Origin of the sequence: Schaalia naturae, from assembly GCF_042665795.1 — a bacterium.
GTDB lineage: Bacteria > Actinomycetota > Actinomycetes > Actinomycetales > Actinomycetaceae > Pauljensenia > Pauljensenia naturae.
This window is the reverse complement of sequence record NZ_JBHTEF010000001.1, coordinates 3,116,417-3,134,491: the sequence shown is the minus strand read 5'-3', so window position 1 is coordinate 3,134,491 and position 18,075 is coordinate 3,116,417. Positions and strand designations below refer to the sequence as shown.

The following is an 18,075-nucleotide window of genomic DNA, read 5'->3' as shown; positions in this document are numbered from 1 at the left end:
TGCTGCGCGCGCTCGCCAACGGCGAAGACCAAGACCCGGGAGGTCTTGCCGGTGCCGTGCGGCAGCGTGACGGTGCCGCGGATCATCTGATCCGCCTTGCGGGGGTCGACTCCGAGCCGGAACACGACCTCCACGGTCGAGTCGAACTTGGTGACCGTGGTCTCCTTGGCCAGGCGCATCGCCTCCAGGGGCGCGTACAGCTCGCCCTCGTGGATCTTCTCGGCGGCTGCCCGGTAGCTCTTCGAGCGCTTCGTCATTCTGCTGTTCTCCTTGCAGTCGTGGTCAACGGGCGGCGCCCCGCCCTGCCACGGATTCGTGTGTGGTGGTTCAGGCCTGGACCGTGATGCCCATCGAACGGGCGGTGCCCGCGATGATCTTCTCGGCGGCGTCGAGGTCGTTGGCGTTGAGGTCGACCATCTTGGACTGGGCGATCTCGCGGACCTGGTCGCGCGTGATGGTGGCGACCTTGACCGTGTTCGGCGTCGAGGAGCCCTTGGGCACGCCCGCGGCCTTCTTGATCATCTCCGCGGCGGGAGGCGTCTTGAGGACGAATGTGAACGAGCGGTCCTCGTAGACGGTGATCTCGACGGGGATGATCGAGCCGCGCTGGGACTCGGTCGCCGCGTTGTACGCCTTCGTGAACTCCATGATGTTCACGCCGTGCTGGCCCAGCGCAGGCCCGACGGGCGGGGCGGGGTTCGCGGCGCCGGCCGGGATCTGAAGCTTGATCAGGCCGGTGACCTTCTTCTTCGGTGCCATGTGTTCGGGTCTTTCGTCAGAGATGGGTGATGCAGTACGCCCGAAGGCGCACGAACACCGATGATATCGCGGCGCGGCCCCCGTCCCAAGCCCAGTCGCGAACATCACGCGGAGCGGGGGCGGGATCGGCCGCGGACGCGCTCAGCCCTCGATGCGCTCGACCTGGTCGAAACCGAGTTCGAGCGGGGTCTCGCGCTCGAAGATCGTGACCAGGACCTTGAGCTTCTTCTGCTCGGGCATGATCTCCGAGATCGTCGCGTTCATGGTCTCGAACGGGCCGTCGGTGACCATGACGACCTCGCCGACGTTGAAGTCGACCTTGACCTCCTGGACGGGCGCCGGTCCCGTCTTCTGCTGCTGGGAGGCCTCCTCCATGACGTTCGGGGTGAGCAGCATGACGACCTCGTCCTCGGACAGGGGCACGGGGTTGTGCTGGTCGCCGACGAAGCCCGTGACGGCCGGGGTCTCCTTGACGACCCTGTAGGACTGGTCGTTGAACTCCATGCAGACGATGACGTAACCGGGGATGCGCACCCGGCGCACGCGCTTCTTGGCGGTGCCGCGGTACTCCATGACGTACTCGTCGGGGACCTCGACGCGGAAGATGTAGTCCTCCGCGTTCTGGCTCTCGATGCGCTGCTCCAGATTGGCCTTCACCTTGCGCTCATGGCCGGAGTAGGTGTGGATGACGTACCAGTCTCCCGGGAGCAGGCGCAGGTCCTGGCGCAGCTTCTCGATGGGATCGGGCTCCCCCTCCTCCGGCGCCTGCGCGTCCTGGGCGCCATCGGCCGCGCCCTCGTCGGCGGCCTGCTCAGCGGTCCGCCCGGCGTCGCCCTCGGGCGAGGCCGTCTTCTCGGGCTCCGCGGCCGGGGCGGGCGCGGCGGCGGCCGGGTCGTCGGCGGTGTTCAGCGCCTCGGCGTCGACCTGCTCCTCCGTGAGGGAGGCGTCCAGGGGCTCGGCGCCCGCGCGGTCGAGGCCATCGAAGTCGTCGGTCCAGAATTCGTTGCTCACGGGTCTCCTCCAGGGTTGCCGACCCCCCGGTCGGCGCCAGGGCCGATCCGTAGAAGAAACCCGCCTCCAGCCAGCAGCTGTGAGGCGGGTCGACGGGTCAGCCGAATATCACTGCGTTCAGTTTACCGAACAGAAGGTCGAGAAGCCCCGTGTACGCCATGATGACCGCCACAAAAACGATGACGACCGTGAAATAGGTCCACGTCTCGTTCCTCGAGGGGTAGCGGACCTTTTTCATCTCGGAGACGACCTGGGAGATGAAGATCCGGATCCGCGCGAACACGCCGGGGCGCCGCCCGCCCGCGCCCTCGTCCTGCGCCTGGCCGCGCGAGCGCGTGGAGGAGCTCTTCGTCCGATCCGCGCGAGCAGCCTTCGCCTCGCCGCCCTCCGGCAGCGAGGGGAGCTCCGGGTCGGCGTCGTGCCCGCCCAGTGCGCGGCTGTCGCTCATGTCACCCCTCCAGAATCGGGATCGTTGCCGATGGAACCTGGCAGGGCAGGCGGGACTCGAACCCACAACCTACGGTTTTGGAGACCGTTGCGCTACCAATTGCGCCACTGCCCTACTGCGGGCCGACATGCGACCCGCCCGCATGAGTCTAGGGAAACCGGCCCCCACTGTCCAACCCGCGGGCGAGGCCCGCGCTGTCCAGGATCCGGTCCGGATGGGCCCCGCGCTGCCCGGATAGCGGGCGGACTCGCCTCTCCAGTCTGTGCACGTGGAAGCATGTCGGCGTGACCACGACTCCACGCTCCCGCGTCTCCGCCCGTCTCGCCGCCATCACCCCGTCCGCGACCCTGGCCGTGGACGCCAAGGCGAAGGCACTGAAGGCCCAGGGCCGCCCCGTCATCGGCTTCGGCGCCGGCGAGCCGGACTTCCCGACCCCCGGCTACATCGTCGAGGCCGCGATCGCGGCGGCGAAGGATCCGGCGATGCACCATTACACGCCGGCGGCCGGCCTTCCGGCGCTGCGCGCGGCCATCGCCGCGAAGACGGCGCGCGACTCCGGCTACGAGGTCGACCCTGCCTCGGTCCTGGTGACCAACGGCGGCAAGCAGGCCGTCTTCCAGGCCTTCGCCGCGCTGCTGGATCCCGGCGACGAGGTGCTGCTGCCCACTCCCTACTGGACGACCTATCCCGAGGCCATCGCCCTGGCTGGAGGTGCGACGGTTCCCGTGTTCGCCGGCGCCGACCAGGAGTACAAGGTCACCGTCGACCAGCTCGAGGCGGCCCGCACCCCGAGGACCAAGGTGCTGCTCCATTGCTCTCCGTCGAATCCCACGGGCGCGGTCTACACCCCCGAGGAGACGGCGCTGATCGGCCGGTGGGCGCTTGAGCACGGGATCTGGGTTGTCACCGACGAGATCTACGAGCACCTACTCTACGACGGGGCGCTGCCCGCCCACCTGGTGGCACTCGTCCCGGAGCTGGCCGATCAGACCGTCGTCCTCAACGGCGTCGCGAAGACCTACGCGATGACGGGTTGGCGCGTGGGATGGATGATCGGGCCGAAGGATGTGATCCGGGCGGCGACCTCCTTCCAGTCCCACCTCACCTCCAACGTGAACAACATGGCGCAGCGCGCCGCGATCGCCGCCGTGTCTGGCCCGTTGGACGCCGTCGAGGCCATGCGCGAGGCCTTCGACCGGCGGCGCCGCACGATCGTGTCGATGCTCTCGGAGATCGACGGGTTCGAGGTGCCGACGCCGAAGGGGGCGTTCTACGCCTATCCCCGGGTCGAGGGCGTGCTGGGCCGCACGATCCGCGGTGTCACACCCTCCACCTCTGCGGAGCTGGCCGACCTGATCCTCACGGAGGTCGAGGTGGCCGTCGTGCCCGGCGAGGCCTTCGGCCCCTCGGGCTACCTGCGCCTGTCCTACGCGCTGGCCGACGAGGATCTGGCCGAGGGCGTCGGGCGCATCCAGGAGCTGATCGCCGAGGCGAAGTAGGGCGACGGCCCCTCGGTCAGCGCTGGACGCGGGCACCCGTCGCCACGGCTGATTGCTCTCCCACCCGATCAGTCAGCCGCTCCGCGTCTTGACAGCGAGGCGAGACCGACTCGGCACGCCACAGGGGTCCACGCCGCCCCCACCAACCGCAAGGCTACTGAGGCGCATCCTGTGATCCGCCTCAGAGATCTCACCTCTCCGGCGGGCCCTTCTCCCGTCAAAGCCCAGAATTGGACATAGATGCGCGGAGGCGACGTCGACGCGGTCTGTTGGGAACAGCGTGGCGGCTGCGATGAGCCGGGCCATATGAGGCAGTTCGCGATCCCCATCGGCGCGGTGGATGGGAGGAAGGAGCCCAACTCCGCTCTGATCACCCCGATCAGTGCCTGCCGGTCGATCCCATGATGCGCGTCGCCCCCCGGCATCGCCATCATCCGGTCTTCGACGCCAGAGCGGTGGACGCCCTCGACCAGTTCCCGGACCCTGGTCCGCGTCACGCGCATCGCTGTTCGGTCCTCCTCGGAGGAGGCCGTCGGGGCTGTCAGGCGGATGGACTCGTTCTCCGCTCGCTCGACGAGCCTCCAGCAGGCGTCCTCCTGGCGGGCGAAGCGATCCTCCCTGACCCCGCCGACGAGGACATCGAGCGGCCTCTCTCCGACGGGCTCACAGACGAGCCGCAACTCATAGGCCGACCTCGCACGCGCGTTTCCGGCGTCCACCTGGAGGTCGAGCGGGGACGACGACGCCTGACAGGAGACGACACCGAGTTCTCGGAATCTCTCGTTTACTGATCGGGCGAGTTCAGTGCCGCACATCTCGGCGAGCCTGTCCCACCAGAAAAGTGAGAGGCAATGGTCGATCTCGTAGAGGCACTCGACGATCTCGTCGCAGGCGCCTCCGGATCCCCTCATGTCGGCTGACTCCGACCAGGGTCCCGGCCCGGCCTCGTCGGACACTCCGTCGACCATGACTCTCCCGCGACGCAGACGAGTGAGTTCACTGATGTCAAAGCTACGGAAGACCGGCTCCCTGATCTGGAGGAAGACCCTCCGCCGCACAAGCCTCCAGAGCCCATTCTCCCAACGGAGATCGTCGACGTAGAGACCTTCCGAACCGGTCTGGACAAGTTCGCCGTCCAGTGCCGGATCCTCCGATTCCTCCGCGACGAACCGTCCCGAGAACTGTGTGAGGGCCCGAACGCCGTCGGCGGTATGACCTGCCACCCATGTGTCAGAGAGCGAGTGCTGGGCGAGGAGCCGTCCCCTTGCGCGGGTTCTGGCAATCTCGAAATACTCCTCACGATTGAGGACATCCCCGGGCATAGCGGATTCATCGAATACGGCGTCAGGAACGACGAGGTCGTCAACGCTGCCGCGGCACCGGGTGTCGAACCCGAGCTTGAGGAGCGCAAGCGTGCGAGCGACCTCGGATGCCACTCCCGCACCGCGTCGGATCTCCCTCTCTTCATCAGAGAGCATCCGAACCGCGCTCGTGGGCTCACGCATCGGGAGAGGTCCCCACCGCGACCGGGTCCGGCACGACGCTGCCGTCGAAGGACTCCTGGGACCCCACCCACCGCACAACGGCCACCGTAAAGCCGATGGCGACAGCGACGAAACAGGTCATGATCCAGAACATGGGGAGGTAGGAGCCGTAGACGGTGTGGAGGTAACCGGATCCGAAGGTGCCGGCGAAAGAAGCCACGATCGAGTAGACGTTCATCAACGAGAAATGGAGAGCGAACTGCGAGTCACCGAACATTGCTCGGACGAAGAACGTCATTGTGACCACTATCACACCATGGGACATTCCCACCAGGCAGTATCCGATGGCGAGCAGGACGATGTTGTTGACCAACTGCGCACAGACCATGAAAGTGATCGCCACGACGTACATCCCGTTGACGATCGGGATCAGCCTCTTGACTCCCAGATTGTCCAGAAGAGGTCCCGATCCCAGGCGCCCCAGCCCATTGCCGATGCTGGCAAGCCCAGAGACGACGGCCGCAAAGACGGAGACCCCGGCCGGAAGGTTGGCGACCGTGACACCGTGGACCACCGCGAGGATCTCTTCCGAGAGGGTTTTGCCCACCCCCAACGAGCCCAGCGAGACCGTGCCGAGAAGGCACATCCAGACGAAGAAGAGGAGGAACCCCTTGCTCCTGAGCATCTGCCCCGTCGGGACATCGATGAATGCATGGGAACTGTCAGCCGTACCTCGGGCCCTGACCGTGGCCTTGAAGCCAGCGATCTCATCGGAGCGGGGAGCTCGAATGAGCAGCGTGCATAGGACGAGGAGACCCGGGATAAGGACCGCGAACAAATGGAAGACATTGCGCCAGCCGAAGGAGGACTCGAGCAGGGCCGTGATGATGGGCTCAAGGAGGAATCCCCCCAGGCCGTATCCCATGAGCAGGATCCCGGACGCCATTCCCGAGCGGTCGGGAAACCACTGGAGAACGGTTGGAAGGATGATGTTATAGGCGACGCCTATTCCGATCCCGCAGATCAACCCGTATCCCAGATACATCTGTGTGAGCGAATGGACTCCGCTGGTGCACAAGAATCCCACACAAAGGACGACGGCACTCATGATCGCGATCTGGCGGAAACTGTGGCGCCGCAGCAGCCAACCGGAAACCATGTTGCCAATGGTGAAGGCCAGCATCGAGACGGCGAAGACAACAAGCGTCTGCGTGCGCTCCCAGTGGAACTCCGCCTCAAGAGGTTTGATGAACACCGACCATGAGAAGAGAATTCCCATGGAGAGCAGCATGAGGGTGCCGACGAGGAGGATCCACGCCCGTCGCGTTCTAGGTTGCATGATCATGTACTCCGTTCTCGTCTTCAGCGTTCCAGGTATCCGCCGTCAACGGGAATGACCGCCCCGCTGAGGTAATCGGCGGCATGGGAGCACAGGAACACGGTCACCCCTTTGAGATCATCTGCGGTTCCCCAGCGATGGGCGGGGATCCTGGCTGTGATCTCGACGTAGCGGGGATTGTCCTCGCCCATGAGGTTCTTGTTCATCTCGGTTGCCATGTACCCCGGGGCCAATGCATTGACATTGATCCCCTTCGAGGCCCACTCATTGGCGAACGCCTTTGTGAGTTGCGCGATAGCCCCCTTGGATGCCGAGTAGGCGGGAACTGTGAAGCCGCCGAAGAACGAGAGCATCGAGGCCATGTTGACGATCTTCCCATGCCCCTGCGGGATGAAGATGCGTGCAGCCATCTTGCAGAGTTCGAACGGTGCAGTGGCGTTGACGTTCATCACGAACTCGTAGTCCTCCAGGGGGAAGTCCTCCGATGGATGACGCCTCTGCGCTCCAGCCGTGTTGACGAGAATGTCGAGTCCGCCGAGGATCTCGACGGCTCGTTCGAAGGCCTCCGCACGTTGGACGGGGTCGGCAAGATCGACGGTGACACCGTCGGCGGCAAGTCCACGGGCGCGCCAGCCCGCGACGGCGGCGTCGATCTTCTCCTCCGTGCGGGCCATGATCACCACGTGGACGCCGGCCTCAAGAAGGCCTTCGGCCTGGCCGTAGCCGAGGCCTCGATCTCCGCCGGTGACGATCGCCCGGCTTCCGTCGATATCGAATGGTGATGCGATAGCTGTCATGATGGTGACTCCTCCTTGAGATACCTGCATGTGTTATCCGTGACAATTGCTGGGCGAGGGACCCGGCGCCTTCGGGGTCCTCACTCCTCCTCGGAATGAAGTCCCTCGGGATCTGGGCCCGTACCTCGGGCCATGAACGCTTCCAGCCGCCGGCGGTCGGGCAGCCCCTCGTTATCGCCCCGGCTTCCGACCTGGATCGCGCCGATGGCATTCCCACGGGAGACGGCCTCAGCCAAGGAGAGGCCATCCCGCATCCCTGAGATGACTCCGACGGCGAACCCGTCTCCGGCGCCGACGGTGTCGATGAATCGTTCGAGGGGGAATCCCTCGAGTTCGCGTACGGAGCCCTTCTCGGCGAGAACGGCGCCCTTCCGGCCGGCCTTCAGCGCCACTGCCCGTACGCCGCGCCCGAGGTACCAGTCGGCGACTCCGCGCACGTCGTCGGCACCTGTGAGTTCCTTCCCCTCGGAGAGGCCCGGGAGGACGACGTCGGCACGAAGAGCGAGACGGTTGACCTCTGCGATCATGGTGGCGCAGTCGCTCCACAATTGCGGACGCAGGTTCGGATCGAAGGTGACGACCAGCCCGTGGTCGCGCGCCTGATCGATCAGCGCGTGGCACATCTGGAGCGTCTGAGGGCCCAGCGCTGGCGTGATCCCCGTGACGTGGAGGAAGCCGAACCGATCCCACTCGAGTTGCGGGATGTCCTCTGGCCGCATGGACGAGGCCGCTGAGCCCCGGCGGTAGTAGTCGATCTCAGGATCGCCGGCCATGTTGCGCGCCTTGAACATGAGACCGGTCGAGAGCCCTGCGCTCCAGGTGATCCCGGTGGTGTCGATGCCCTCTCGGACTAGTCCCTTTTCGATCCGGTGGCCGATGGAGTCGTCACCCAGTTTCGTGACATACGTGACGGGAACTCCGAGCCGCGCCAGACCCAGGGCAACGTTGTACTCGGCTCCGGCGACCGCCATCGAGAAATGCTCGACCTCCGACAGGTCCCCCGTCTTATCGGCCATCAGAAGCCCCATGGCTTCGCCGGCGAGGAGGACACCTCTGGTCTCCGGACCACCCGCGCCCCGCTTCATCGAGCATCTCCCCGGCGGGCGAGGATCGCCCCGTTGACGACATTGCGGGGCTCACCGCCGCTGAGGTAGTCGACGATGTGTTCCGCCGCCTTCCTCTTGAGGTCGACATAGGCGGCGTCGGAGTACCACGAGGCATGCGGGGTAAGGACGACGTTGTCGAGAGTGGTGAGCGGATGGTCTGCGGGAAGCGGCTCGGACTCGAAGACGTCAAGCCCGGCTCCGTGGATGAGGCCGCCAGACAAGGCGCCCACCAGCGCATCGGTGTCGACGACCGCCCCACGGCACGTGTTGACGATGATGGCCGTGTCTTTCATTGATCGCAGGAAACCCCAATCCACCATATGGCGCGTTTCCCGGGTCAGGGGCACGTGGAGCGAGATGACGTCGGACCGCGCGATCACGTCGTCTCGATCAGTGACCTCGACTCCGTCATCGAGGTCAGTGCCCGCTGGGATGAACGGATCACAACCGATGACATGGAATCCGACTCCCGCCGCCTTCCTCGCCGTCGTCCGCCCGATAGCTCCGAGACCGATGATCCCGAAAGTAGACCGGGAGATGCGGGGGACGGGTTTGATGGTCTCGAGGTCGGTCAGACCCACACGCAGTCGCCTGTCAAGTTGGGTGACTCCGCGCAGAACGGACATCGTCAGCGCGATCGCCTGGTCTGCGACCTCTTCTGTCCCATAGTCGGGAACGTTCATGACGACGACACCATGCGAGGTCGCGGCATCGAGATCGACGGTGTCAACGCCGACGCCGTACCGCACGACGCCCTTGACTGTCGGAAGCGCATCAAGCACCCGCGACGTGACGGGTGCGTACTGGACGATCAGCCCATCCGCTCCCGCGCACATCGCGATCACGTCATCCTCCGTGTGCGCCTGCCGGAGGACGAGATCACCGCCCGCAGCGCGGACGACCTTCTCCTCGATATCGATCGAGTCGTGGTCGCAGTCGGCAATGGCGATCCTCATGTGTCTCTGTTCCTTTCCGAGAGAGCGATGGAGCGGGCTCCGGTGCGCCGAGTCAGCGGTGGCGAAGGTCCGATTGGCGGCGCACTGCGCCAGCGGCGTCCAGCCCCGCTGGCTTCTGCGCGCCATTGCCGCAGACGCTCGACGCGATGACCAGCGCCTCGCGCGAGAGGCGGGTGATCTCATTCCACTTCCCGTTGCGGATCGCGCTGGCTGGGACCATCCAGGATCCGCCACAGGCCGGTACGCACGGCAACGAGAGATAATCGGCAAGGTTTGCCGTGCCAACTCCCCCAGTCGGTACGAAGCCCAGACCGGGGAAAGGCGCCGAGAGGGCCGCGAGCGCCGAGGCGCCCCCCAGCACCTCAGCGGGAAAGAACTTGACCGTGCGAACCCCGAGGTCGAGCGCTGCCATGATCCAGGAGCCGTCTGTGCACGCCGGCAGCACGGGGATGCCACGGGTCGTGCAATGTCGGACGATGTCCGCGCTGAACCCGGGCGAGACGACGTAGCGCGCACCGGCCGCGACGGCATTGTCGACCTGCCGGACGTTGATGACGGTACCGGCGCCCACGACAAGTCCCGGGATCCGGGACATCGCGCGGATGGCGTCCTCGGCTGCGGGGGTCCGGAAGGTGACCTCCGCAGTGCTGATCCCGCCCTCGAGAAGCGCCTCTCCGACATGCCGTCCGTCCTCGGCGGAGTCGACCACGACCACCGGGATGACGGGATTGCCAGCGAGCAGGTCCTCGATCATTCGTCCTCACCGCCTGTTTGTTCGTCTTCGGATGTCGTCGGCATCGTGACAATCTCGGGTAGATCCGCCTCACCGACCCTCCTGGTGATGCACTCAGCGAGCCGCTCCATCCGGTCGGGCCCCATTCGTTCGACAGGCGCGCTCACCGAGATCGCAACGAGAGGATGGCCTCCGACCTGGAGAGGGACTGCGACGCAGGCGATCCCGCTCTCGTTTTCTTCGACTTCGCTGGCATACCCGCGCGTACGAACCGCCTCGAGTTCGCCCAGCGTCCGCTCATTGAACCCCTCCGGGGGCGTCCCCATCTCGTCGAGCCAAAGACCGACGTCATCGCGCCCGACTTGGCGCGCCCCCAGGAGCGCCCGCCCCAGCGCCGTGCGTACCGCCGGCGCGCGGGAACCGATGCGGGACCAGACCCTCAGAGCGAGTTCAGGCTCGACTTTGTCGAGATAGAGGATGGAGTGGTGTGACAAGCGGCCGAGGTGGACGAGCTCGTTGGTCTCTGCCGAAATTCTCTCGAGAACCGGGTGCAGGACGGTGCTCACTCGCTCATCGGAGGTCCACCATCTCAGGATCGGACGGGTCCCGGGACCGAGGAGATAGTTTCCATCAGGATTTTGTTCAACCCATCCGCGAAAACGTAAAGCTGCGAGCGTGTGATGAAGTGTCGCCTTGTTCATATGGAGATCTACCGCGAGTTCCTTGAGCGACATCCCCGTTGAGGCCGACTGCGCCAGTCTCTCCACCGTCACAAGCGCCCGGTCAACACTGGCGACAGGTGAGACGTCCGTCACGCACAGATCCACCTCGGTCCCGCTGCCCGCCGTTGCCGCACGCTTCATCGCATGACCTACTGTTTCTCCTATAGAAACGCTCATCTGAGCTGTCGAAATGATGATAAGCCCGACTCGCACACCCATTCGCAACCTGACTGTTTCGCCCTCGAAAACGATCGATTCCCGCACGTGAACGGCTGTTTGTCGATCATCGCCAGACCCGGATAGTGTCTTATCTCACAGTTCTTAAAGCCTCGTCCAGCGACCAGCCGGTCTCCCCATGCCAGTCGATGGCCCGTCGACCCCTGCCACAATGGCATCATGGAACTCCAGCAGCACCGGGCGTCGACCGGCACTCCCCGCGGGACCGTCCTGATCACCCACGGGTATGCCGAGCACTCCGGACGCTACCAGCGTCTCGTGGAGACGCTGAACGCCGCCGACTACGACGTCGTCGCCTTCGACCTGCCGGGGCACGGCACCACGCCCGGACCCCGCGCCCGCGTTGACGTCGGCCGCCTCATCGCCGGCCATCCGACGATCCGCCGCCGCGCCCTCGAAGAGGCCCGGACACCGGATCTGTTCCTCTACGGGCACTCGATGGGCGGAGCGATCACCGCCGCCTCCACTCTGCTGGACCCCTCTCATCTGCGCGGCACCGTCCTGACGGGCCCCGCGCTGCGGCCCAGCCCCCACGTCCCCGTCACCCTGGCCCGCGCGCTGCTCCCGCTCGCACGCCTGGCCCCGTGGGCCCCCTCCGCCCGCCTCGACTCCCGGCTGATCTCGCGCTCGCCCTCCGTGGTGCGGGCCTACCTCGACGATCCCCTGGTCACGACCGGGCCCGTTCCCCTGCTCACCGGCATCACCATGACCGTCCAGGGCGACCAGGTCATCCGCAACGCCGCCTCGCTTCGAACCCCCACACTCATCATCCACGGCGGCGCCGACGCTCTGGCCGGGCTCGACGGTTCGCGCGAGTTCGTCGAGGCCACGCGCGACGTGGAGATCCAGCTGCGCGTCGTCGACGGCGCCTACCACGAGGTCCTCAACGAGCCCGAGGGGCCGGCGCTCATGCAGGACATCATCATGTGGCTGGACCGGCACTGATGGCAGACTCCACCGATGCCGGGCGCGGTGCGCCCGGCCGCCCTCGTCGATCCGGGACCGCGTTCCCGCGCCGCGGCGCCGAGGAGGACCTGCCCGTCCAGCCCTCGCTGACGATCCCCCCGCCCACCCCGCCGGGGCGGCGTGACCTCGCGAGCCTGCCCAAGGCGCACCTGCACCTGCATTTCACCGGCGCCATGCGGCCTCAGACGATGGTCGAATTGGCTCTGGAACAGGGCGTCCGCCTTCCCCCTCACCTGCTGGACCTCGACCCCCTCCGGGTGCCCGCCGACGCCCGCGGGTGGTTCCGCTTCCAACGCAGCTACGACGCGGCCCGCGCCCTCGTGCGCTCCGAGCCCGTGATGCGCCGCATCGTGCGCGAGGCCGCCGAGGACGAGGCCGTGGAGGGCTCGGTGCATCTCGAGATGCAGGTCGACCCCACCTCCTACGCGCCCTGGGTCGGGGGGATCACCCCGGCGCTGGAGATCATCCTCGACGAGGCCGCGAGCGCCTCCGCGGACACCGGCGTGCACATCGGGATCATCGTGGCGGCCTCGCGCATCCGCCATCCCCTGGACGCGCGCACGTTGGCCCGCCTGGCCTCGCGCTACGCCGGGCGTGAGGCTGGCCGGGTCGTCGGCTTCGGGCTGTCCAACGACGAGCGGGTGGGAACCACGTCGGAGTTCTCCACCGCGTTCCACATCGCCCACGACGCGGGGCTCGCCGCCGTCCCCCACGGGGGCGAGCTGCTGGGACCGGAGTCCGTGCGCGAGGTCGTCGCGGCACTCGCTCCCCAGCGCCTGGGCCACGGGGTTCGCGCCACGGAGGACCCGGACCTGCTGGACCGCCTGATCGACGAGGGCATCGCCTTCGAGGTCTGCCCCACGTCCAACGTCCACCTGGGCGTCTACACCGACCTCGCGCACGTCCCGCTGCCCACGTTCATCCGCCACGGGGCGACGGTGGCGCTGGGGGCGGACGATCCGCTGCTGTTCCACTCCCGTCTGCTCGCCCAGTACGCCGCCGCCCGGGAGGTCGACGGACTGCCGGATGCCGCGCTGGCGGACCTGGCCCGCCAGTCCATCGACGCCTCTCTGGCGGCGGACGGGCTCAAGGCCTCGTGGCGCCGGCGAATCGACGCGTGGCTGGAGGCGCCGCCCCAGCACGCCGCGCCGTCCGCGCTCCCGTCCGAGACGCCCGACGAGCAGGCGGGCCGCCCGGATGTCCCGCGCTGACGAGGGCGTCCCCGCCCCGCCGGGACCGCAACCCACCGGGACCGGCGCGCCGCCGCGGCCCGGCGCGCTGGACCGCGTCCTCATCGCGTTCACCGACTGGTCGAGGGCGGCGGCCGCCCATCTGTGGGTGACGCGATGGCGCACGCGCGGGATGAGCCCCGAGGACGTCCGCGCCCCCGCGCCGGCCGACGGCGCAGGGGCCCCCGTCCTCATCGGGCTGCCCGGCATCCATGAGGAATGGCGTTCGATGGCGGTGTGGGCGCGGGCGTTGCGCGAGGACGGGTGGGACGTGCGCCTGTTGCCCGAGCTGGGCCGGATGGTCGACCCGGTCGTAGAGCTGTCGGAGGCGGTCGCCGGTGTGCTCTCGCGCGGGGATCTGCGCGGCGTCGTCCTGGTCGCCCACTCCAAGGGAGGGCTGGTGGGCAAGGCCGTGCTCTGCGGCCCCGAGGGGTGGCGCGTGCGCGGGATGGTGGCCGTGGCTGCCCCTTTCTCCGGGTCCCCGGCGGCGCGGCTGGTCCCCCTGGTCCCAGGCTTCCGGGAACTCGCCCCCGGCTCCCCCACGATCCGGGCCCTCGCCCGCCGCACGCGGGCCGACGCCCGGATCATCCAGGTGGAGGCCGCCTGGGACCAGAGCGTTCCCGCCGGCCCTCTGCCCGGAGCGCTGGAGCGCGTCGTCCTCCCCCTGGCCGGCCATGAGTCGATGCTGGAGGATCCCCGCGCTGCCCGCGTGATCTGCGTCCTGGCCCGCCGTCTCCTCGCTCGGCGGCCCGGGGCGAGCCCCGGCGCCCACGTCGGCCTCGCGAGCCGGACGGCGATAATGGGCCGGTGAACGCGAACCCCTGGCAGTTGTACGACGACCTCATCGACCTGGTGCCCGCCGATCTTCGGGTGAGCGCCTGGGCGCTGGGGGAGGTGGCCCTGGTGCGCGACGACGCCGGCGGGTGCGGGATCGCCTCGCGGCAGCGCAGCGGCCCCTCCGTCGGGGATCCCATGCCTCGCACGGGCGAGCGCCTGCGCGATGTCGCGGCGCTGGTGAAGTCCTGGGACTTCGCGACCGCCAGCCTGGGGTCCGCGGCCCTGAACTGCGCGCTCAACACCTCGGCGCGCGTGACGGCCCTCTCCGGTTCCGGAACCAGCACGGGTGACCGCGATGTCTTCGCCCGCGACGCCCCGCGCCTGCGCGGACGGCGTGTCGCGATGGTCGGGCATTTCTCGCACGGGATCCGCGCGCTGGAGGGCCTGTGCGATCTCACCGTCCTGGAGCGCGATCCGCGCGGCGATGACCTGCCGGATCCCGCCTGCGAGTACGTCCTGCCGGCCTGCGACGCCGTGTACATCACCGGGATGACCCTCGCCAACAAGACGCTGCCGAGGTTGGCGGCCCTCTCCGCTCAGGCGCGCACCGTCCTCACCGGCCCGTCCTCGCCCTTCGCCCCGGAGGTCCTTCCCGGATGGGGCATCGACCAGATCGCGGGAAGCTGGGTCACCGACGCGGGACTGGCGGCCGACCTGGTCGCCCACGGCGCCACCCTGCCCCGGACGCGCCCGGCGACCCGCCGGTTCTCCGCGGCGCTCGCCGGGACGGTCGCGGTCCCCCGCGCGCCGGAGGCGCTCAGAGGTCGATCCCGACGGTGACCGGCTCCGGCGCCAGGTCCACGCCGAAGGCCTCGCGCACGCCCGCGCGCACCGCGCGGGCCAGCGCCTCGATGTCCGCCGAGGTCGCTCGCCCGCGGTTCGTCAGGGCGAGCACGTGCTTGGTCGACAGCGACGCCCTCGGCCCGGCCTCGTCGCCGGACCCCGGGAGCGCAAAGCCCCGGCCGAACCCGGCATGGTCGATGAGCCAGGCGGCGGAGGTCTTGACCAGCCCCGCCCCCGCCGCGAAGCGCGGGGCGTGGGGGGGCAGCAGCGCGTCTGCGACACCAGCGGGCAGGATCGGGTTGGTGAAGAACGAGCCGGCGCTCCACGTGTCGTGGTCGGAGGGGTCCAGGACCATGCCCTTCGAGCGGCGCAGCGCCAGGACGGCCTCGCGCACGGCGCTCGCCGGAGCGCGGTCCCCGATCCCGACCCCGAGGCGATGCGCGAGCTCCGCGTAGCGCACGGGGGCGGACATCCCGGACTCCGACAGCGCGAAGGTCGCCTCCAGCACGACCCATCGCCCCGTCGGGCCCCATGCGCGTCCCCCCGCCGGCCCGGAGCCCGGCTCGAGGATCGATCGCTTGATCGCCGAGGTCCGGTACCCCAGTCCCAGGTCCTGCGCGGACAGCACGGCGACCTGCTCCAGCGCCCGGTCCCATGTCCGCACCGACACCAGCGTCGCCGCGACGTCCCGCCCGTAAGCGCCGATGTTCTGGACGGGGGCGGCCCCGACGGTCCCCGGGATCCCGGACAGCGCCTCCAGGCCCGACAGCCCCCGGTCCAGTGTCCAGGCGACCAGGTCGTCCCACGGGGTCCCGGCGACCGCCGTCACGTCGACCGTGGCGCCTCCGCGCGGATCGGCAGCCGTCCGGGCTTCCGCGCGGACGCCGCGGCGCCCGTCGCGCACGACCACCCCGTCGAAGGGGCTGTCGGAGGCGAACAGGTTCGAGCCCGCACCCAGCACGAGGACGGGGCGGCGATCATGGTCCGCGGCGCGCACGGCGCCCACCAGCGCCCATTCGGCTCCCGCCTCCGCCCACACCGACACGGGCCCGCCCACGCGCAGCGTCGTCGCCTCGCGCAGCCAGGGCAGCCGCGGGGTCATGGGGTCGCTCGGGTATGTCATCGCTGTGCCTTCCATCGCTCCGTCGTCCGCCGACGAGGGCGTCCCTGGCAATCCGGATCCGAAGCCGGCAGGCCGAACGGACGCCCCTGATCAGTGTCCCACCTCCGGGGCCAGGCCCCAGGACGGGCCGACGTCATGCCCCCACAGCGGGCGCGACGGTCTCAGCGGTCTCCCGAGCCTCGACGGCCGGCGCGCCGGATTGGGCGACCGGTGTGTCAGCCTGGTCCGCGCCGGGAACGCGACGCACATTGGGCGCGAGGGCGATCGCCAGCGCGACGGGCGCGACCAGGACGATCATGGCGCGGTGGTAGCCCACCGTCTCGGCCATCAGCCCCAGGACCGGCGGTCCGATCAGGAAGGCGCCGTAGTTGATCGTCGACAGCACGGACACCCGCGCGGCTGTCATCTCCGGCTCCTTCGACAGCGCCGAGGCGCCGGTGGGGAACACAAGCGCGGCGCCCGCCGCCCACAGCACGACGCCCGCCAGCGCTAGCCAGGTCGCGGGCGCGAAGGACACCAGCGCCAGCCCGGCGCAGGCGGACAGCATGAGGACCTGGAGCAGGCGGTCGGCGCGGAAACGCCGGTGCAGTCCCGTCGACGCCAACCGCACCGTCGCCATGACGGCCAGGAACAGGGAGAGCACGGCCGAGGCCTGGGCGGCGGGCAGGCGATACCCGTCGATCATCGACAGGGCGAGCCAGTCGTTGGCCGCGCCCTCGAGCAGCCCCCCGGAGAGCACCATGAGGGCCACGAGCACCGTGCTCCTCTCACGCCATGCCCGCCAGGTCCGCCCCCCGGCCCGTTCCCGGTCCCCTGCCGCGGTGGCGTCCGCCTCACCGTCTCTCGGCCCGCCGACGGCCGAGAAGGAGGCGACCTCGTCCTCGGAGAGGTAGAAGTGGGAGGACACGAACGTGACGATGAGGACCAGAAGGCCCGTGACCAGCAGATGCGCTGTCACGGAGACTCCGATGCCCGCCAGGGCCGCCCCCGCGAGGGCGCCCGCGACCATGCCGGCGGAGAACATCGCATGGAGCTTGTCCAGGATGACGCGACGGCGCGCGGCCTCCACGAGCCCGCCTTCGATGTTGCCGGTGGCCGACCACAGCGACGAGCCGCAGCACACCGCGATCAGACACAGGGACAGCGTCATCCGCGATCCGACATGCGCGGCCAGGGCGACGCCAACGATGCCCGCCGTCCACATGCCGACGCCGACGCGCGTCGTGGCCCGGGCGCCGATGCGTCCGACCAGCGGCCCCGAGGAGGGCAGCGCGACCAGCGAGCCGAGCGAGCCGACGAGCAGCATCTGCGCGAGGTCCGTGGGGGCGAGGTGCAGCGCGTCGCGCAGGGCGGGCAGGCGCGACACCCACGACGAACTGGAGACGCCGAGGATGAAGAAGACCATGAGGCATGCCCAGGTGGCACGCACGGTGCGGGTGCTGGAGATGGCAGGGGACACAGCAGGCTCCGGGGGACACGGCAAGGAGGGATCCAGGGGATGGGGACGGCCCTTCGGCGGGTGCCGGGGGCGTCCGCTGCGGCGGGACCGTCCGATCCGATCATCGGAACCGGCCTTGCCACTGCGAGTGAGTGATGGGAGGAGATGGGTCGAGGACAGCCGGGACGCAGACGGGCGGGAGGCGCCCCAGAGGAGAACCCCCGGTGAGTCCACAGGGACTGACCGGGGGCGACGGAGTTGCGGGGAGGCGGGACTCAGCGGGTCTCGCGGTGCAGAGTCGACGTCCGGCAGCGCGGGCAGTACTTGTTCAGTTCGAGGCGGTCCGGCGTGTTCCGCCGGTTCTTCTTCGTGATGTAGTTGCGCTCCTTGCACACTGAGCATGCCAGCGTGATCTTCGGGCGCACATCCTGCGACTTGCTTGCCACGGTCCGTACCTCGCTTGATGATTCGTTCGCCGCCCGGCCACCCCGGTCGCCCGGACGATTCCACCTGGTAGCGGGGCGGATCGGAACCCGCGACCTCACGATTACAGGTTTCTTCGCCTCGGGCTCTCACGCGGCCGGGACGCTTGTCGGCGTTTGTCGCAA

General features: G+C 68.6%; 18 protein-coding genes, 1 tRNA gene and 1 pseudogene. 5 read left to right on the top strand and 15 right to left on the bottom strand.

Annotated features, from left to right (window positions below; translation table 11 throughout):
• The 5 genes and pseudogenes from ACFQWG_RS13795 to ACFQWG_RS13775 form a co-directional block, all read right to left on the bottom strand.
• Positions 1–257: pseudogene (locus tag ACFQWG_RS13795) on the bottom strand (50S ribosomal protein L1); the annotation flags it as partial.
• 70 nt (positions 258–327) lie between these two features.
• Positions 328–759: a 50S ribosomal protein L11 gene (gene rplK, locus ACFQWG_RS13790; protein WP_291499305.1), complete on the bottom strand. Its 432-nt coding sequence runs from the start codon at positions 757–759 to the stop codon at positions 328–330.
• A gap of 141 nt (positions 760–900) precedes the next feature.
• Positions 901–1,770 carry a transcription termination/antitermination protein NusG gene (gene nusG / locus ACFQWG_RS13785; RefSeq protein ID WP_380971086.1) on the bottom strand — a complete coding sequence of 290 codons (870 nt, stop codon included), beginning with the start codon at positions 1,768–1,770 and terminating at the stop codon, positions 901–903.
• A gap of 97 nt (positions 1,771–1,867) precedes the next feature.
• Positions 1,868–2,218, bottom strand: coding sequence for a preprotein translocase subunit SecE (secE, locus tag ACFQWG_RS13780; RefSeq protein WP_380971084.1), 351 nt, complete (start codon positions 2,216–2,218; stop codon positions 1,868–1,870).
• 38 nt (positions 2,219–2,256) lie between these two features.
• Positions 2,257–2,332: transfer RNA gene (locus tag ACFQWG_RS13775), tRNA-Trp, on the bottom strand.
• 170 nt (positions 2,333–2,502) lie between these two features.
• On the opposite strand from ACFQWG_RS13775, the gene ACFQWG_RS13770 reads away from it, so the two are divergent.
• The gene (locus ACFQWG_RS13770; protein WP_380971083.1) at positions 2,503–3,717 is read left to right on the top strand and encodes a pyridoxal phosphate-dependent aminotransferase; all 1,215 of its coding nucleotides are present in this window, start codon (positions 2,503–2,505) and stop codon (positions 3,715–3,717) included.
• 68 nt (positions 3,718–3,785) lie between these two features.
• On the opposite strand, the gene ACFQWG_RS13765 is transcribed toward ACFQWG_RS13770, so the two are convergent.
• From ACFQWG_RS13765 to ACFQWG_RS13735, 7 genes are all read right to left on the bottom strand, one after another.
• On the bottom strand, positions 3,786–5,195 hold the full coding sequence (locus tag ACFQWG_RS13765; RefSeq protein WP_380971081.1) for a nuclear transport factor 2 family protein: 1,410 nt from the start codon (positions 5,193–5,195) through the stop codon (positions 3,786–3,788).
• Positions 5,196–5,214: 19 nt separating this feature from the next.
• Positions 5,215–6,546, bottom strand: coding sequence for an MFS transporter (locus ACFQWG_RS13760; RefSeq protein WP_380971079.1), 1,332 nt, complete (start codon positions 6,544–6,546; stop codon positions 5,215–5,217).
• Positions 6,547–6,563: 17 nt separating this feature from the next.
• Positions 6,564–7,337: an SDR family NAD(P)-dependent oxidoreductase gene (locus ACFQWG_RS13755; protein ID WP_380971077.1), complete on the bottom strand. Its 774-nt coding sequence runs from the start codon at positions 7,335–7,337 to the stop codon at positions 6,564–6,566.
• A gap of 80 nt (positions 7,338–7,417) precedes the next feature.
• Entirely contained in the window at positions 7,418–8,365 is a 948-nt protein-coding gene (locus tag ACFQWG_RS13750) for a sugar kinase (protein ID WP_380976139.1), read from the bottom strand.
• A gap of 53 nt (positions 8,366–8,418) precedes the next feature.
• On the bottom strand, positions 8,419–9,399 hold the full coding sequence (locus ACFQWG_RS13745) for a C-terminal binding protein (RefSeq protein ID WP_380971075.1): 981 nt from the start codon (positions 9,397–9,399) through the stop codon (positions 8,419–8,421).
• Between the two features lie 52 nt (positions 9,400–9,451).
• The gene (gene eda, locus ACFQWG_RS13740; protein ID WP_380971073.1) at positions 9,452–10,153 is read right to left on the bottom strand and encodes a bifunctional 4-hydroxy-2-oxoglutarate aldolase/2-dehydro-3-deoxy-phosphogluconate aldolase; all 702 of its coding nucleotides are present in this window, start codon (positions 10,151–10,153) and stop codon (positions 9,452–9,454) included.
• Entirely contained in the window at positions 10,150–10,947 is a 798-nt protein-coding gene (locus tag ACFQWG_RS13735; protein ID WP_380971071.1) for an IclR family transcriptional regulator, read from the bottom strand. Before ACFQWG_RS13735 ends, eda begins: the two co-directional genes overlap by 4 nt.
• Positions 10,948–11,250: 303 nt before the next feature.
• Here ACFQWG_RS13735 and ACFQWG_RS13730 point away from each other — a divergent pair, with 303 nt between their 5' ends.
• Genes ACFQWG_RS13730 through ACFQWG_RS13715 form a run of 4 tightly spaced genes read left to right on the top strand, consistent with a single transcriptional unit; the run spans position 11,251 to position 14,903 of the window.
• The gene (locus ACFQWG_RS13730; protein WP_380971070.1) at positions 11,251–12,036 is read left to right on the top strand and encodes an alpha/beta hydrolase; all 786 of its coding nucleotides are present in this window, start codon (positions 11,251–11,253) and stop codon (positions 12,034–12,036) included.
• On the top strand, positions 12,036–13,268 hold the full coding sequence (locus ACFQWG_RS13725; RefSeq protein ID WP_380971068.1) for an adenosine deaminase: 1,233 nt from the start codon (positions 12,036–12,038) through the stop codon (positions 13,266–13,268). The genes ACFQWG_RS13730 and ACFQWG_RS13725 overlap by 1 nt, the downstream gene beginning before the upstream one ends.
• Positions 13,255–14,097 (top strand): esterase/lipase family protein, encoded by an 843-nt coding sequence (locus tag ACFQWG_RS13720; RefSeq protein WP_380971067.1) that lies wholly within the window; start codon positions 13,255–13,257, stop codon positions 14,095–14,097. Before ACFQWG_RS13725 ends, ACFQWG_RS13720 begins: the two co-directional genes overlap by 14 nt.
• Positions 14,094–14,903: a Rossmann-like domain-containing protein gene (locus ACFQWG_RS13715; RefSeq protein WP_380971065.1), complete on the top strand. Its 810-nt coding sequence runs from the start codon at positions 14,094–14,096 to the stop codon at positions 14,901–14,903. Before ACFQWG_RS13720 ends, ACFQWG_RS13715 begins: the two co-directional genes overlap by 4 nt.
• Here ACFQWG_RS13715 and ACFQWG_RS13710 read toward each other — a convergent pair.
• The 3 genes from ACFQWG_RS13710 to rpmG all read right to left on the bottom strand — a co-directional run bounded on the left by ACFQWG_RS13710 (position 14,881) and on the right by rpmG (position 17,913).
• Positions 14,881–16,029, bottom strand: a complete 1,149-nt coding sequence (locus ACFQWG_RS13710) for a UDP-N-acetylmuramate dehydrogenase (protein ID WP_380971063.1) — start codon at positions 16,027–16,029, stop codon at positions 14,881–14,883. The two genes, ACFQWG_RS13715 and ACFQWG_RS13710, sit on opposite strands and share 23 nt — an antisense overlap.
• 133 nt (positions 16,030–16,162) lie before the next feature.
• Entirely contained in the window at positions 16,163–17,701 is a 1,539-nt protein-coding gene (locus tag ACFQWG_RS13705; protein WP_380971061.1) for an MFS transporter, read from the bottom strand.
• Positions 17,702–17,742: 41 nt separating this feature from the next.
• Positions 17,743–17,913, bottom strand: coding sequence for a 50S ribosomal protein L33 (gene rpmG, locus ACFQWG_RS13700; protein ID WP_366109415.1), 171 nt, complete (start codon positions 17,911–17,913; stop codon positions 17,743–17,745).
• Between the last annotated feature and the right edge of the window lie 162 nt (positions 17,914–18,075).